At 63.5% G+C, this 15,671-nt stretch carries 13 protein-coding genes; 7 read left to right on the top strand and 6 right to left on the bottom strand.

Annotated features, from left to right (window positions below):
• Positions 1-407: 407 nt before the first annotated feature.
• On the top strand, positions 408-1,676 hold the full coding sequence (locus QXH22_RS00995; protein ID WP_306274735.1) for a hypothetical protein: 1,269 nt from the start codon (positions 408-410) through the stop codon (positions 1,674-1,676).
• Positions 1,677-1,819: 143 nt separating this feature from the next.
• Here QXH22_RS00995 and QXH22_RS00990 read toward each other — a convergent pair whose 3' ends face one another.
• The gene (locus tag QXH22_RS00990; protein WP_306274734.1) at positions 1,820-3,346 is read right to left on the bottom strand and encodes a hypothetical protein; all 1,527 of its coding nucleotides are present in this window, start codon (positions 3,344-3,346) and stop codon (positions 1,820-1,822) included.
• A gap of 234 nt (positions 3,347-3,580) precedes the next feature.
• Here QXH22_RS00990 and gmd point away from each other — a divergent pair, with 234 nt between their 5' ends.
• The 3 genes from gmd to QXH22_RS00975 are packed head-to-tail and all read left to right on the top strand — an operon-like array spanning position 3,581 to position 6,293.
• Entirely contained in the window at positions 3,581-4,603 is a 1,023-nt protein-coding gene (gene gmd, locus QXH22_RS00985) for a GDP-mannose 4,6-dehydratase (RefSeq protein ID WP_306240902.1), read from the top strand.
• Complete coding sequence (locus QXH22_RS00980; RefSeq protein ID WP_306274733.1) at positions 4,600-5,562, top strand: GDP-L-fucose synthase; 963 nt, start codon at positions 4,600-4,602, stop codon at positions 5,560-5,562. Before gmd ends, QXH22_RS00980 begins: the two co-directional genes overlap by 4 nt.
• Positions 5,559-6,293: an FkbM family methyltransferase gene (locus QXH22_RS00975; RefSeq protein WP_306274732.1), complete on the top strand. Its 735-nt coding sequence runs from the start codon at positions 5,559-5,561 to the stop codon at positions 6,291-6,293. Before QXH22_RS00980 ends, QXH22_RS00975 begins: the two co-directional genes overlap by 4 nt.
• A 17-nt stretch (positions 6,294-6,310) precedes the next feature.
• On the opposite strand, the gene QXH22_RS00970 is transcribed toward QXH22_RS00975, so the two are convergent.
• The 3 genes from QXH22_RS00970 to QXH22_RS00960 are packed head-to-tail and all read right to left on the bottom strand — an operon-like array spanning position 6,311 to position 9,073.
• On the bottom strand, positions 6,311-7,111 hold the full coding sequence (locus tag QXH22_RS00970; protein ID WP_306240898.1) for a glycosyltransferase family 2 protein: 801 nt from the start codon (positions 7,109-7,111) through the stop codon (positions 6,311-6,313).
• A 38-nt stretch (positions 7,112-7,149) separates the two neighbouring features.
• Positions 7,150-8,094 (bottom strand): class I SAM-dependent methyltransferase, encoded by a 945-nt coding sequence (locus QXH22_RS00965; RefSeq protein ID WP_371934143.1) that lies wholly within the window; start codon positions 8,092-8,094, stop codon positions 7,150-7,152.
• Positions 8,051-9,073, bottom strand: a complete 1,023-nt coding sequence (locus QXH22_RS00960) for a glycosyltransferase (RefSeq protein WP_306275925.1) — start codon at positions 9,071-9,073, stop codon at positions 8,051-8,053. The genes QXH22_RS00965 and QXH22_RS00960 overlap by 44 nt, the downstream gene beginning before the upstream one ends.
• A gap of 300 nt (positions 9,074-9,373) precedes the next feature.
• On the opposite strand from QXH22_RS00960, the gene QXH22_RS00955 reads away from it, so the two are divergent.
• Both QXH22_RS00955 and QXH22_RS00950 read left to right on the top strand, forming a co-directional pair.
• Positions 9,374-10,129: a GAP family protein gene (locus tag QXH22_RS00955; RefSeq protein WP_306240896.1), complete on the top strand. Its 756-nt coding sequence runs from the start codon at positions 9,374-9,376 to the stop codon at positions 10,127-10,129.
• A 54-nt stretch (positions 10,130-10,183) separates the two neighbouring features.
• On the top strand, positions 10,184-11,116 hold the full coding sequence (locus tag QXH22_RS00950) for a glycosyltransferase family 2 protein (RefSeq protein ID WP_306240895.1): 933 nt from the start codon (positions 10,184-10,186) through the stop codon (positions 11,114-11,116).
• Here the strand turns inward: QXH22_RS00950 and QXH22_RS00945 are convergent.
• The gene (locus tag QXH22_RS00945; protein WP_306274730.1) at positions 11,113-12,468 is read right to left on the bottom strand and encodes a hypothetical protein; all 1,356 of its coding nucleotides are present in this window, start codon (positions 12,466-12,468) and stop codon (positions 11,113-11,115) included. The genes QXH22_RS00950 and QXH22_RS00945 overlap by 4 nt on opposite strands.
• A gap of 77 nt (positions 12,469-12,545) precedes the next feature.
• Between QXH22_RS00945 and QXH22_RS00940 the strand changes: the two genes are divergently transcribed.
• Entirely contained in the window at positions 12,546-14,300 is a 1,755-nt protein-coding gene (locus tag QXH22_RS00940) for an AMP-binding protein (protein ID WP_306274729.1), read from the top strand.
• Positions 14,301-14,303: 3 nt separating this feature from the next.
• Here QXH22_RS00940 and QXH22_RS00935 read toward each other — a convergent pair whose 3' ends face one another.
• Positions 14,304-15,593, bottom strand: a complete 1,290-nt coding sequence (locus QXH22_RS00935; RefSeq protein ID WP_306274728.1) for a hypothetical protein — start codon at positions 15,591-15,593, stop codon at positions 14,304-14,306.
• Positions 15,594-15,671: the final 78 nt, after the last annotated feature.

Here is a 15,671-nt window from a genome sequence, read left to right as displayed (position 1 = left end):
CACTTGACCCATCTCCAACGCGAGCCCTTATGGTAGGCAACCGTGAGCGAGCGGCCTCGCCGGTAGCGATGGCGGCGCACGTACACAGAGGAGAAGTGATGTTTCACGTCATCGAACGTTTGGCTAATGGTGGAGTGCACTCCACCTTGCGGCGGGACGCACTAAGAGGTGTAGTCGGCCGGCCCTTGGTAAGACATGTTGATTTTTTCGGATCGTGCAAAGACGCTAATCTCGCCTGAATGGAAGCTAAGGGTGCAACAATGCCCAATTTTTGGGGCTCTGGCGCATGAAAAGGTGTCGCGAGTGAGCGGAAGGGACGTCCGGCATTCCGGGAGTCGCGTGAATCGGCGATTGGCAAAGTTCTCTGCCCGGCGAGTACCGTCAGACGCGAAGGATGTGTCGTTGTAGTGACAGACCCGGCCGCCGCGGGGCCAATTGGACGGAGCAGCGTTGCCCGAGTGGGCATTGCCACTGCTATCACCGCGTTCTGCGGTTATTCCGTCGTGTATCTGGCCGCCCGAGACCTCGCCCCGACTGCTTTTTCGGTCTTCGGGGTGTTCTGGGGAACGTTCGGGCTCATTACCAGCGCCTCAAATGGCCTGATGCAGGAAACGATCCGGGAGACTTACGCGCGACGCAACATCAAGATGTCGCGGACTCTCCGGATTCATCCGGTTTATATAGCGGGGATGGTCGGCGTCATAGCGGCGTGCGTGATCGCTGGTAGCTCACCGCTGTGGAGCGCACAGATATTTTCAGAGAATCGTTGGTTGTGCGTGGGACTTCTCAGTGTCGGATTCGCTGGGTTCTGTGTGCACTCTGCCCTGATGGGCACATTTGCCAGCAGCAACCAATGGACTCATTACGGCGTGTTGATGGTAGGCGACGCTTCGGTCCGTGTAACGGTCGCCGCGTTTACGGTAGTGATCGGCTGGGGATTGGGAGGATTCTTGTGGGCGACTGCAGCCGGTGCTGTTGCGTGGCTGGTCCTTCTGCTGATGTCATCCACGGCGCGCGCAGGCATGCGGGTGTGGACGCACGGGGAACTTCTGACATTCTTGCGCGGTACTGCGCACTCGGTTACCGCCGCCTTGGCAAGTGGAGTTTTGGTGATGGGATTTCCCGTTCTGCTCAAGCTGACCTCTAGCGAGTTGGGCGCGGAGGGCGGAGTTCTCATTCTATTAGTCACCTTGACTCGCGCACCGCTGCTGGTGCCGATGGGCGGGCTGCAAAGCAATCTGATCGCGCATTTTGTCGACCGACCCACAGAACGCCTCCGCGCACTAATTGCACCGGCAGTGGTTATCGGTGTAATAGGCGGGGGCGGAGCAATAATCGCGGGATTTTTAGGTCCCTGGTTACTCAAAGTCGGTTTTAGTGCCAACTACCACGCGAGCGGGCAACTACTTGCTTGGTTGACCGTGGGAGCGGTCGCGCTCGCCTTGCTCGCGCTTACCGGAAACGCGGTCGTCGCCGCAGCGCTTCATCGGGCCTATTCGATCGGTTGGGTCGGTGCCACACTAGTGTCGACTTTGCTATTGATGCTGCCAACGGAATTAGAAACACGCACGGTAATCGCCCTCCTGTGCGGTCCGCTAGTCGGAACCGTCATCCATCTGACCGCGTTGGGGCGCCCAGCCACTCACACGAACTCCGCAGTGGCCGATCAATCATGATGACGATATTCAAATAGTCTTCTCCCCATACATCCCGGATCGGCAGGCGGCGTCGTCTCGACGAATGAGGTCGGTTGCCCTTCCCTGCTGGGCCGCTAGGGAGGGCTTAGCCGTAATTCACGTATCACTAAAAGTTTCGGCAACTAGTTCCGGGGGCCGTCGTCTGCTACCAGTTTCGAGACGGGCGAGGTGCTATCGAGAGCATTGGCCTGGTCGGGGGTTTCAATAGGGCTATTTTCAAAGTCTTGCGGGTACCAACGTTTCCGCGCGTAGGAGATGATGACCGCAGCGGAGGCAAACAGCCACAGAAGCGGTGCCCATGTGACCGTGGTCGGGACTAACTGCGCTGTGCCGATTATCCCCCTGGCGCCCAGCTGACCGTAGATCGGTACCGTAAATGGCTGTCCGGGGATTGCCACGTGAGCGATACTTACGGCCGCGGCTAGACTTACGGCGATCCCTACCGCACGTCGACGGTCGCGGTGCCGTGCGAATTCGTCGAAAATGCCGACGCCCGGCGGCCCATTGGGGTCGCGCACGATGAGCGCAGCGATTGGCAGCGCGAATACTAGATAGTAGAACGCGGCGTAAGAGGGAGCGAGCGTCGCGACGCCCAATAGCACGATACCAACTGCCACGGGTGGGATACGCCTTCCCATGGCCGATACACAGACGCCGACTATAACCAACACGGCAAAACCGATCATTGCCCTCGGGCCTGCGAGAAATTCCTTCGGCACTTCACCGGTTTGAAGACTTTTGATGCTATCCGGAATGAGAAGTAGCGCTTTGCCGAACGAGACGTTCCGCGGATCTTGAAGGCCCCATGAACTATTAAATTCGATGATGTTCTTAATAGACTGAACGATGGTAAGCGGAAAACCTCGAGGCCACAGCAGAAAAGCGGCGATATTGGAGACGGCAATGCCGGCAAGTGCTATACCGCCCCACCGCCATTGGCGTGCCGCCACAAACACCAGTAATAGGATCGCGAATTGTGGTTTCAATAGGGCGGCCATGATGACCATGAGTGTGACAAGGCCCCACCGTTGTCGGCATAACGACACGAAGAAGGCCAACGCGATAGGAACCAGGAACCCCGTCGAGTTGCCCCGGTCGATCACTCCCCACGCAGGCACAGCTGCGACGCCAAGCGCGACAAAGACCACAACTCGCTCAAGGCCGTGCGTCCCTCGGGCGGCCCAGATGGCAGGAGAAATGACCGCGAGCGTTAATGCGAGAAGATAAATCACCAATCCCAAGCGTGGCGCGCCTAGCCAATGTGCGGGAAACCCGAACAGCACGTACGGGATCCGCGCTGGCGCCCAAGTCCCGATCGGGGTCGGTTCGTAATTCGGGGGCAAAGCAATTGCATAGTGTTCGGGGTCGGGCTGCGTGCCACCGACGGCCATCATCGCATAGTCGCTGAAACAGTGCCGACCGATCTGCATGCCCCAATCGATCCAACAGTCCTGGGGGACCAACAGGAGTGTGGAGAACACGTCGACCGAATAGAGCTGGGTGAGGACGTAGGCCGTCGCCGCCGACAACGCCGACACCAGCAGGATCGTGCCGAGTAGCAGCGTCCGCTCGGACTGGGAGGTGACCGTCGAGATCCGCTCCCGGGTCGCGGTTGCCGCACCACGCAGCACCTCGAGGGGTCGATTCATCTGGATGCTCCTCCCCAGTTCTGCGCGACACGGTAGCAGGAGCGGTGGCCGTCAGGTCAGCCAACGGGCAGTCTGGCTTCCAATTCTTCATCGCTCCACGGCCGCCCGCCCCCGACATTTACTATGAATCCACAGCGGCGCCGTGCCGCGGCAGCCAACGAGAAGTGAGACGGCCTCAATGATGAATCGCCGGACATGCGACGACGCGCATGCACCGACAGAAAAGGCAATCGGATGAAACGGGCGCTCATCACCGGAATCACTGGTCAGGACGGCTCGTATCTCGCCGAACTGCTGCTCAGCAAGGGTTACGAGGTGCACGGGCTCATCCGCCGTGCCTCGACGTTCAACACATCCCGGATCGATCATCTCTACGTCGACCCACACCAGCCGGACGCCAGACTGTTCCTGCACTACGGCGACCTCATCGACGGAACCCGCCTGGTCACCCTGTTGAGCACCATCGAACCCGACGAGGTCTACAACCTTGCGGCACAGTCACATGTGAGAGTCAGCTTCGACGAACCGGTGCACACCGGCGACACCACCGGCATGGGATCCATGCGCCTGCTCGAAGCCGTTCGGCTGTCTCGCGTGCAGTGCCGCTTCTATCAAGCGTCGTCGTCGGAGATGTTCGGCGCCACGCCACCACCGCAGAACGAGTTGACCCCTTTCTACCCGCGGTCGCCGTATGGCGCGGCCAAGGTCTACTCCTATTGGGCGACAAGGAATTACCGTGAGGCCTACGGCTTGTTCGCCGTCAACGGCATCCTGTTCAATCACGAATCACCGCGGCGCGGTGAGACATTCGTAACCCGCAAGATCACCCGGGCGGTGGCGCGGATCAAGGCCGGCGTCCAATCCGAGCTTTACATGGGCAATCTCGACGCGGTCCGGGACTGGGGCTACGCGCCCGAGTACGTCGAAGGAATGTGGCGCATGCTGCAGGCCCCCGAGCCCGACGATTATGTGCTGGCGACCGGGCGCGGTTACACCGTGCGCGATTTCGCCGAGGCGGCATTCCGGCACGCCGGTCTGGACTGGCAGCAATATGTCAAATTCGACGAACGCTATCTGCGGCCCACCGAGGTGGACTCGTTGATCGGCGACGCGACCAAGGCTGCTGATTCGCTGGGCTGGCGCGCGTCGGTGCACACCGGCGAATTGGCCAGGATCATGGTGGATGCCGACATCGCCGCGCTCGAGTGCGAGGGCAAGCCCTGGATCGACAAGCCGATGCTGGCGGGCCTTACGTGACCGGCCCGATCGGCAAGCTGGACCGCTCGGCCCCGGTCTACATCGCCGGGCATCGCGGCCTCGTCGGATCGGCCCTGCTGCGCCGGTTTCAACAGGAGGGCTTCAGCAATCTGCTGCTGCGGTCGCGCACTGAACTCGATCTGACCGACCGCGCGGCCACCTTCGACTTCATCCGTGAGGCGCGCCCGCAGGTGGTCATCGACGCGGCGGCCAGGGTCGGCGGCATCATGGCCAACAACACCTATCCCGCCGACTTCCTATCGGAAAACCTGCAGATTCAAGTCAACCTGCTCGATGCAGCGGTGGCCGCGCGGGTTCCCCGATTGCTGTTCCTCGGCTCGTCGTGCATCTACCCGAAGCTGAGCCCCCAGCCGATCCCGGAGAGCGCCCTGCTCACCGGCCCGCTGGAGCCGACCAACGACGCGTACGCCATCGCCAAGATCGCCGGGATCCTTCAGGTTCAGGCGGTGCGCCGGCAGCACGGCCTGCCGTGGATCTCGGCGATGCCCACCAACCTCTACGGGCCCGGCGACAACTTCTCACCGTCCGGCTCCCACCTGCTGCCGGCGCTGATCCGCCGGTATGAGGAGGCGAGAGCCAGCGGGGCCCCGGCAGTGACCAACTGGGGCACCGGAACTCCCCGGCGCGAACTGCTGCACGTCGACGACATGGCCGGCGCGTGTCTGCACCTGCTCGAGCACTTCGACGGGCCCACCCAGGTCAACGTCGGAACCGGCATCGACCACACCATCAGCGAGATCGCACAGATGGTCGCCGACGCGGTGGGATACAGTGGCGAAACCCGTTGGGACACAACCAAGCCCGATGGGACACCGCGCAAGCTGCTTGACGTTTCACTACTGCGGAATTCAGGATGGCAGCCGAAAGTCGGGCTGCGCGAGGGGGTTGAGGCGACGGTGGCCTGGTATCGCGAGCATGCGGACACGGTCCGGCAGTGAACAGGCTGGAGCGCATTCTGCGAAACACGCTGCGTCGCAGAGGCATCGAGGTTTCGCACTATTTCCCGGAGCTGGACTGGGAACTCAACTTTCTGCGTCAACTGCACGCGCATCAGGTCAATGTGGTGCTCGACGTGGGAGCCAACTCCGGCCAGTACGCCACTGGTCTGCGCGAGACCGGATACACCGGCCGCATCGTGTCGTTCGAACCGCTCTCCGGGCCGTATTCCGTGATGCAGCGCAGCGCTTCGGCCGACCCCAAGTGGGACACCCGGCACTGCGCACTGGGTGACACCGACGGGACCATTTCCATCAACGTCGCAGGCAACGAGGGCGCCAGCAGCTCGGCACTGCCGATGTTGCAGCGGCACCAGGACGCGTTTCCGCCGGCCAATTACGTTGGCACCGAACAGGTACCGATTCATCGCCTTGACTCCGTTGCTCCGGAGATTCTGGGGCCGAACGATGTTGCGTTCCTGAAGATCGACGTCCAAGGCTTCGAGAAACATGTGATAGACGGGGCTAAGTCGACAGTGAGCGACCGTTGTGTCGGTATGCAGCTCGAGCTGTCCTTCCAGCCCCTCTATGAGGGGGGCATGCTGATCCGGGAAGCGCTCGAGCTGGTGGAATCGCTGGGCTTCACCCTCGCCGGCCTGGTGCCCGGCTTCACAGATCCCCGCAACGGCCGAATGTTGCAGGCCGACGGCATCTTCTTCCGGGGCAGCGACTGACCTGAACGCGCGCGCCGCTAACCGGTGTTACGCGCCGACAACCGTCCGAACGCGTTCTCCCAGAATCGGCTGTTGTAGGCGTAAAGCTCGCGACCGCGCAGGTACGCCCGCGAAAGCAGCTTTCCCCCATAGGGATAGCGGCCATGCAGATCGCCCATGCGGCGCAGGTCGCCGAACACCGCGCTGGGTTCCCGGTGCGATCCCACGCCGGTGGTGTCGAACTCGCAGAACACCCGCTGGATTGTGACGGGCTCGCGTTGTAACGCCGCCCGCAGAATGAATTCCTGGTCGGCGGCGATTCCGAAATCCAGGTCATAGCCGCCGATCTTGTCCACCAGCGCAGACCCGAAGAACGAAGCCTGGTGCGGGACCACCTGCTTGCCGGCCAGGAACTTGCGGAGGCTGAAAGGTATCGGCCCGCGCACCCGGTCCATCCCGATCAGGCGATCCATGCCGAAGCCCCACACGTCGCGGGCCGGACCCTTGCCGGAAAGCGCTTCTACCGCGCATGCGACCACGTCGGGCTCGGAGAAACGGTCGGCGGAATGCAGGAACCACAACAGATCACCCGAGGCTCGCGCAATGCCCTGGTTCATCGCGTCGTAGCGTCCACCGTCGGGCTCGGACTGCCAATACGTGAACGGCGGCTCCACCCCGGACAGATAGTCGCGCACCTCGTCGCCGGACCCGCCGTCGATGATGATGTGCTCGATGCGTCCCTCATAGCGCTGGGCCCGCACGCTTTCGACAGTGCGCTTCAGCCCGTCGAGGTCTTTGAAGGAGATCGTGATCACCGAGACGGTCGGAGCCGACGTCACCGAATTCCCCCTTAATGCCGCCGCGACGATCCGCGAAGTCAACTGGTCTTGATGCCGATGAAGGTTCCGCGCAGATTCGCCGCGTATGAACCGCCGAGCAACGACTCCGCGATGCTGGGCTCCAGGTTGGCGTACTCCTCCAACACCAGGTCGAATCCGACGTCTTTCATCGCCTGAAGCAGGTATTCGCGCTGAATCCAGAACGATCGGCGGTTGTCCCAGGATGCCCATTTTGCGGTTTCCCGTTTGCCGAATGATCGGTCGTCGGAAAATTCGGTGAACCACCTGCCCGGCAGTCCCTCGTGTTCGGTAGGCGCCGAGAGCATGAACTTCACCGGTTCGGGCCTTCTGAGCACCCGGTCGGTGAACTGCCGCGCCGTCGTGGGTAGCCGCAGCAGCTTGTCGCTGCGGTTGATGAGCGAGAAATGCGTCTGCAGAATCAGCAGCTTGTTGGTGACGGACGACAGCGTTTCCAGGTATTCCCTGGGGTTATCCAGGTGGTAGTACAGGCCGCAGCAGAACACTGCGTCGAAGACGCCGTGATTTGCGACGTTCAGCGCGTTGTCTTGGACGAACTGCAGATTGGGCAGATCGGTCTTCGACTTGATGTAGTTGCACGCAGCGATGTTCAGCTCGCGTATCTCGATGCCCAGGGCCTGAAAGCCCAAGCGTGCGAACTCGGTTGCGTACCCGCCTTCCAGGCATCCGATGTCGACCAGACGCAAGTGGCTCTTGTCTCCGGGAAATACGGTCTCGAGGATCCCGCGCGAGGACTTGAACCACGAATACTCGTCCACCGACTGCGCTGCCCCGGGGATGGTGAAAGTGCCGTCGTCAAGGCGCACATTGTGCGCGGTGAATTGCACCGCGGCCTCGGATTTTCCTGCCCCCATGGTGTTGCTCAGATCCTTCCGTAGTCTTGTCGTGCCTGCTGAGCGATCAGCGGGACCCGGCTGAGTGTCGCAGTCGGGATGGCCAAACATCCACCAACCCTTTCCGGGTCGGGGCGGCGGCGGCTAGCTTGCGCCACTGGATCTTAAGCCGCCGCGCCGGCGTCGCCCAGCGGTGTTGCAGAGCCAGCATGGCAAATCTGGGGTGTGCGGCGATGGTGTTTTGCAAAGCCGCTTCGCCGTCCGGGCCTGGGATATCGGCGATGTGGCGCAGCACCCAGTCGGCCATGAACGCGATCAACTCCTCGCGCGGCGCATCGCCTTCGAACACGTCGAGCATCGCGTCGAACGTCGCCGCATGGCCGGGGCCCTGCGTCAGCCAGAACTTCGCCGGGTCCATCACCTGGTTGTGCCACATGCCCTGAGCGTGGCGGCGATAGACGGACATGGTGTCGGGCAGCATCGCGATCTCGCCGCGGGCGGCATGCCGGACATGCAGGTGCCAGTCCAGCGGCATGACATCCGCGGGGATGTCGTCATAGCGGGGCAGGCGCCGGTACATGACCGAGTTTGTCTGGATGAAGTTCATCAGGATGAGCCCGTCGACGCTGAGGTTGCCCCGCACGTGCACCGGAGGGAACTTCGAGTCTTTGGCGTAGCCGTCCTCCCACACCACCCGCACCGGGTGGAAGCACACCGCCGTCTGCGGATGCTCATCGAGAAACGCCACCTGCTTGCTCAGCTTCAAGGGGTCGATCCAGTAGTCGTCGCCCTCGCACAGCGCGATGTACTCGCCGCGGGACGCCGCCAGTGCTCCCACCAGGTTGCGGTTGAGACCCAGATTCTGCGGCCGGAAGATCGGGCGGAACAGGTGCGGATGCCGGTCGGTGTACTCACGGATGATCGCGGGGGTGCTGTCGGTCGAGGCGTCGTCGGCGACAACGATCTCCACAGGAAAGTCGGTCTGCTGTTCGACGAAGCTGTCGAAGGCCTGCCGGACGTACTCCTCCTGGTTGTGCGTGGTCGTGACGATGCTGACTTTGGGGCTGACTTTGGGGCTGGCTTCGGGCAGGCCGGCGGCTGGTTCGGTCACCGCGAGCCTCCTTTATGTGCTGCGCCAGGGATCAGAGGGCGGGCACCGCCATACGCTCGCGGAGTATAGCCAGCGGTCGGCGGCGCCGTTCGCAACCGAACGTGTGTTCACCATTGGCGAACCTGCGGCGGTGCAGTGCTGCCAACTCGCCCGGGTGTTCGATCCACGCCCGCGTCGGGTGGGCGCGCGACACGGATATCCTTGCTGCTCAGGCACGATTTTTTAGCAGTTTCTCAGTAACGCCACGGGAGACGTTTGGTTTTAGTAACGTCCTCGGTGATGTGGCAAATGGTGCTGTACATGGGCTTCGGGATGGCGTTGGACCCCGCTCGGCTGGGGCTCGCCCTGGTCATGCTGTCCCGCAAACGCCCGATGACCAACCTGTTTGCCTTCTGGCTTGGCGGCATCGTGGCGGCCGCGGCGGTGGCACTGGCAGTGCTGCTCTTCATTCGTGAATTCGCCATCGTCGTGATCCACAGCGCAGGCGCGATGGCCCAGGACTTCAGAGAAGCGACCGTGGTGTTGTCGGGTGGACGCCTGCAGGTCATCGTCGGCGTGATCATCCTGCTGCTGGCGGCGCGCTCGGTGGCCCGGTCGCGCGCGCAGGCCGGCATCCCGGTGCCCGTGGGGGGTCCCGGCATGCCGACGATGGTGCTGGAACAGCGCCCGCCGGGACTGGTCGCCCGCACGTCGGCCCGCATGCAGGAGATGCTGAACTGCGACGTGGTCTGGCCGGCGTTCCTCGTCGGGATCGCGACATCGGTGCCGCCGTTGGAGAGCCTGATCGCGCTGACCTTCATCATGGCGTCCGGTTCAGGAATCGGGACCCAGCTCAGTGCCTTCTTCGTCTTCGTCCTCCTGGTGCTCGCGGTCATCGAAATTCCCCTGATCGCACATCTGACGGTGCCCCAGAAGACCGAGCAGGTGATGCTGCGGGTCCAGAACTGGGTCCGCACCTACCGTCGTCAGATGACCCTGACCATCCTCTTCGGCGTGGGATGCATTTTCCTGGCCCAGGGTGTGGCGGCTCTCTGAGCCGTTGCCGGATGCGCGCTGACGCATCGAGGATGATCGTTGCAGCCCGACAGCATGGATGAATCAGAAGCTTGTCCGCGGGTGTCGGTGTGCATTCCCATGTACAACAACAGCGACACAATCGAGCGCGCCCTGCGCAGCATCCTGGATCAGGACGGCACCGATTTCGAGATCGTGGTTGTCGACGACGACTCCACTGACGATTGCGCCGCCATCGCTGCGGCGATGCTGCGACCCGGGGACCGATTGATTCGCAACCAGCCCCGACTGGGTCTCAACGCCAATCACAACAGGTGCCTGCAGGCCGCGCGCGGCGACCTCATCCAGTTCGTGCACGGCGACGACTGGCTGCTTCCCGGCGCGCTGAAAACCCTGGTCGCATGCTTCGACGACCCGGGTGTGGGCGTGGCGTTCGCGCCCCGGCAGGTGGAGACCGACGACCGGGACTGGGCGCGGCGCTACGGCAGCATTCACACCCACTTCCGCAAGCTCGGCGAGTACAACCAGGGGGCGTCGTTGGTCGCCCAGATGGTGGCGCGTGGAGCCAAGGACAACTGGATCGGCGAACCGACGTGCGTCATGTTCCGCAGGCGGCTGGCGCTGGATGCCGGCGGTTTCCGCACCGACATCTTTCAATTGGTCGATGTGGACTTCTGGATGCGCCTGATGCTGCGATCGGCGGTGCGCTTTGTCCCGCAAGAGCTTTCGGTGCGCAATCACACCACCGCAACGGCGACGACGCGAGTCATGGCTACCCGGCGCAACCTGCTCGACCGGCAGCGCGTTCTCACCTGGTTGATGGTGGACCCGTTGTCGCCCAAGCGGATTCGCATCGCCGCGGCGCTCTGGTGGATCCCGGCGTGGCTCGCGCTGCTGATCGAAGTCGCCATTCTCGGGCCGCAGCGGCGCCTGCACGTCACGACGTTGGCGACGGCGCCCTTCCGGGAATTCCGTCTCGCGCGCCAGATCCGCGACACGATCGGTTAATCGTCGAGGTCGGCCGTCAGTCCGAACTCGGCAAACGTCTCGGATACGAGCCTGCGCAACGCCTCCGGAGAGTTCTCCCGGCCGGGTTGGTAGGCGACCACGCTGACGAAGACCTTTCCGGGCGTACGTCCGGACGCCACGAAAAGCTGGCCGCCCATGCCTTCCAACGCGCGCTTGCTGATGCCGGGTTCGATCAGTCGCCCGTAGGCGTAGTCGGCCTCGGAGCCATCCGGTCGGATCACCGCAGGATCGAGTGGCCCCAGGTTGGAACAGCCGACCGGCAGGACGGACGAGCCCAGGCCGACACCCACGAGCTTGCGCGCCGCCCACGTAGGGGTGAGCGCGGCCAGCGGCAGCGGCGCCAACAGCTCGTAGGCCTGAGCTGCCCGTTCGGTGAGCGCGAGCTTGAGCTTGGCACGTATCTCGGCCAGATCCGATGCCGCGCCGGCGGGGTCGACGGTGATATTGGCGAAGGTCATCGCGTTGCCGCGGGTATCGTCCGGCAGCCGTTGTCCCACCGGAAACGCCAGGGCGACGGTCCCGTCGGCGGCCTGGCGTCCCATCCGCACACCGAGCTTGGCAGCGAATCCGGCGAACAGCGAGTTGCTGGTGCCACCCAGGCGTGCCGCGCACGCGTCCCACTCGGCCAGGTCGACATAGGCGACCAGGGTCGGCACCACCACGGGCTCGTTGTCGCGAGCCGCGCGCGGAGCGGGCGGAGCCCCCGCGATCGAGGAAGCGAACTCTTGCCGACCCTGACGGGCCAGTCGCAGCCCCGCGGCCAGCGCTTTAGCCAGTTCGGGCACGGAGGCCAGGGTCAGGCGGGCATCCTCGAGTACCGCCCGCCGCCGGTTGCGCGAGCCCGGCAGGGGATAGCCCAGATCGCGGGTCTTACCTGTGACCGCGTCGGCGATCACCTCCACCAACCCCAGTCCGTCGACCAGCGTGTGTGAGGCCACCAGACTGATGGCCGTCCCGCTGTCATGCAGCGGCAGCACGCCAAGGTGCCAGCCGGGGCCGAATTCGGGATCGATCGGTAGGCAGGCCCGCTCGTAGGCCCACGCGTTCACTTCACTCCGCGGACGTGGTGCTTCTGCTGACTCGATGTCCGCGGGACCCGGCGACAGCACCCATCGATCACGCGCGAAGGGCAAGGGGGACCGCTCGATTCGACGGCCCAAAAGACCGCGGCCCAGGTTGCGGTGGAATCGGCGCAGCGCATCGATATCGACTTGGCGGTTGTACAACCAGACAACCTGGGCCAGCGTCCCGTAACCGAGCGCCCGCACACCCAGAAACGACACCTGATCCATGTGCGCAAGCCGGTTGTCCACGATATGGCGATTATTCACCGGGGTGTGTCCGCCCGGGCGATGTGGAAGGTCGCAATCCCGTTTTCCCAAGATGAGTCCCCGTCAACGGTAGTCTGATGTCCGTGGTTGAATCCTCACTTCCCAATGTCGTGCGCGAGCGTGCGAGTCTGCAGCCCAACGACATTGCGCTGACCTATATCGACTATGACCACTCCTGGGACGGCGTCGAGCTGACTCTGACGTGGTCACAGCTGTATGTGCGAATGCTCAACCTTGCCGCGCTGATCCGGGAGCATGCGACGACCGGAGATCGTGCGCTGATCCTGGCGCCGCAAAGCCTGGATTACATCGTGAGCTTCCTCGCGTCATTGCACGCCGGCGTGATCGCGGTGCCCCTTTCCGTTCCGATGGGCGGCGCCCACGACGAACGCACGGCATCGGTGCTCGCTGACACCTCGCCGGCGGTGGTCTTCACCGCCTCCTCGATCGTCGACAACGTGGCCGAGTACGTGCGAGCGCAGCCTGGCGACGTCAACACCGAGATCATCGAGCTCGACAAGCTGCAGCTGGACGGTCGGCCCGGTGCGGCCGGCCGCGCCCGCTACGAGCAGCCGGAAACCATCTATCTGCAGTACACGTCCGGCTCCACCCGCACCCCGGCCGGGGTCATGGTGTCGAACAAGAATCTGATGGCCAACTTCGAGCAGATCATGACCGCCTACTACGGCGTCTACGGGAAACTCGCCCCGCCGGGATCGACCGTGGTGTCGTGGCTGCCCTTCTATCACGACATGGGATTCATCCTGGGTCTGATCATGCCCATCCTCACCGGCATGCCGGCGAAGCTGACCAGCCCCATCGGATTTCTGCAGCGCCCCGCCCGGTGGATGCAGATGCTTGCCAACAACACACTGGGATTCACCGCCGCGCCGAACTTCGCCTTCGATCTGGCCTCGCGCAAGACCAAGGACGAAGACCTCGAAGGCCTCGACCTCAGCAAGATCCACGCGATCCTCAACGGCAGTGAGCGGGTGCAGCCCGTCACGCTGAAGCGTTTCGTCGACCGGTTCGCCCCGTACGGGCTGGACCCCAAGGTCATCCGCCCGTCCTACGGGATGGCCGAAACCACGGTGTACGTCGCGACCCGCCAGGCGGGGCAACCGCCGAAGATCGTCAACTTCGACGCGACGAAGTTGCCGGACGGCCACGCCGAACGGATCGAAGGCGACAGCGAAAGCAGCACACCGCTGGTCAGCTACGGCGTGGTGGACACCCAGGAAGTGCGCATCGTCGATCCCGACACCGGCATCGAATGCCCGGAGGGGACCGTCGGTGAACTGTGGGTGCACGGCGGCAACGTCGCGTCCGGCTACTGGCAGAACCCCGAGACCACCGCGGCCACCTTCGGCGCGTCGATCGTCAACCCCACCCCCGGTACACCGGAGGGTCCGTGGCTGCGCACCGGCGATTCCGGGTTCTATTCCGAGGGTGAGTTGTTCATCCTGGGCCGCATCAAGGACCTGTTGATCGTGTACGGGCGCAATCATTCGCCCGACGACATCGAGGCGACCATCCAGACGGTCAGTCCGGGCCGGTGTGTGGCGATCGCGGTTCCCCAGGACGGGGTCGAGAAACTCGTCGCCATTATCGAACTCAAGCAAAAGGACGAGACGCCCGAGGAGGCGGCCGAGCGCTACAGCTTCGTGAAACGTGAAGTGACGTCTGCCATTTCGAAGGCGCACGGGCTGAGCGCCTCCGACCTCGTGCTGGTGGCCCAGGGTTCGATTCCGATCACCACCAGCGGCAAGCCCCGGCGCGCGCAGTGCGGGGAGCTCTACCGCAGGGGCGAGTTCGTCCGCCTGGACGCTTAGCCCTTATACGCCAACGTTATTGGCGGCGCCGAGGGGAAGCACCGCCAACGCCATCACCGCCCAGACGAAAACGGTGACGGTTCTGTGTGACGGGGCTCGATCGATTTCCGGGCGTGCGCCGGCGCAGACGATGTAGACGATCGCGACATCGGCGGTGATGATGATCCACCAACGGGTCCAGTCCACACCGGTCGCGAATATCGGGACATACAACGCCGCCGCCGTCGCGACCAACACGGTGTTGCTTCGCACCGCGCCCGACAAAACCTGGATCGGGACGGCGCAGATGTAGCGAATTGCCCACATCGTGCCGAGGAAGAAGAGCAGTCCGAGGGTGAACGAACCGAGCAGTCGTACCGCGCCGTAACTCGCCACCAGATGCATCGCGGCGGTGGTGTCGGCATCAAGAATCGGCAACGCGTTCTCGCACACCCAGTCGTGGAAGTCCGACGTATTTTCTATCCGGCCGAACAGGTAATCAATTGCTGCGCCAGGCGTTTTGACGACCGCCCAGGGATTGTCGAGCTTCCCGTGTGGCAGTTGAGCACACAGTTTCGCCGATACGTCGCGGTGGCCGAACGCCGCCACCAGGGCAGTAGCGACGAGGCCCGGGCCCACGGCCAATGCGGCGCACACGCGTGTACCGGCACGCGTCGCCCCGTCGGGCAGCGCCACGATCGCCAGCACGGCACCCAGTGCGAGTTGCAGGGGGATCGCCTCGTGCGCCAGGGCCAAAACGGCGATCGCGCCGCCATAGGCTGCGCTCAGAACCGTTCTGGCACGGGGAGTTCGACAGCGGGTGAGGCCGTTGGCGAAGGCCAGCAGCGCTGCCATTCCGAACAGTTCGGGGTGCGGCGAATACAGCGCATAGGACAACCCGAAGGGCAGTACCGGTATCGCCAGAATCAGCATCGTCCGGCGCTCGCAACTGGCGCCCGCAGACTTCACCCGCCACATCAGTACGGCCAGGGAGACCAGCCACAAAACGGTCGACGTCCACAGCAGGGTACGGGCGGCCGCGAAGTAATAGGACTCGGGCAGCCAGGAAATGATCTGGCCGCCCAAACCCCGGCGCACGAAACCGAACCGATAGTTGGGTACGTAATACGTCAGCCAGAAGAGGGCGTTGGAGAATCCGACCGTCACCACGTAGAGATGCACGACCGCCCACGCCGCTGTCCAACCGGCGACCACTACGTGTGCGACACGGTGCTGTGCCGCCAGAATCTGAACAGGGCGGGCGGCGGCCACCGTGGTGGACCTGATCGAATGGCTTGAAGGATGAGTTGCCACCGTACGTCTCCCCGCTGCGGCCGCGGACTGTGCGGCCCGCCAAGGGAATCGTCACGCGTGGCAGGGGAAACGATTTAC

The sequence above is a fragment of the Mycobacterium sp. TY814 genome (genome assembly GCF_030755175.1).
Taxonomy (GTDB): Bacteria; Actinomycetota; Actinomycetes; order Mycobacteriales; family Mycobacteriaceae; genus Mycobacterium.
The sequence above is the reverse complement of the archived record's forward strand: the minus strand, read 5'-3'. Positions and strand labels throughout refer to the sequence as shown.

What these genes read in the sequence shown, in the direction of transcription:
- QXH22_RS00990 (WP_306274734.1), bottom strand. Translation starts at nt 3,346, where the DNA reads ATGAATCGACCCCTCGAGGTGCTGCGTGGTGCGGCAACCGCGACCCGG.
- gmd (WP_306240902.1), top strand. Translation starts at nt 3,581, where the DNA reads ATGAAACGGGCGCTCATCACCGGAATCACTGGTCAGGACGGCTCGTAT.
- QXH22_RS00965 (WP_371934143.1), bottom strand. Translation starts at nt 8,094, where the DNA reads ATGTTTGGCCATCCCGACTGCGACACTCAGCCGGGTCCCGCTGATCGC.
- QXH22_RS00955 (WP_306240896.1), top strand. Translation starts at nt 9,374, where the DNA reads ATGTGGCAAATGGTGCTGTACATGGGCTTCGGGATGGCGTTGGACCCC.
- QXH22_RS00950 (WP_306240895.1), top strand. Translation starts at nt 10,184, where the DNA reads ATGGATGAATCAGAAGCTTGTCCGCGGGTGTCGGTGTGCATTCCCATG.
- QXH22_RS00940 (WP_306274729.1), top strand. Translation starts at nt 12,546, where the DNA reads ATGTCCGTGGTTGAATCCTCACTTCCCAATGTCGTGCGCGAGCGTGCG.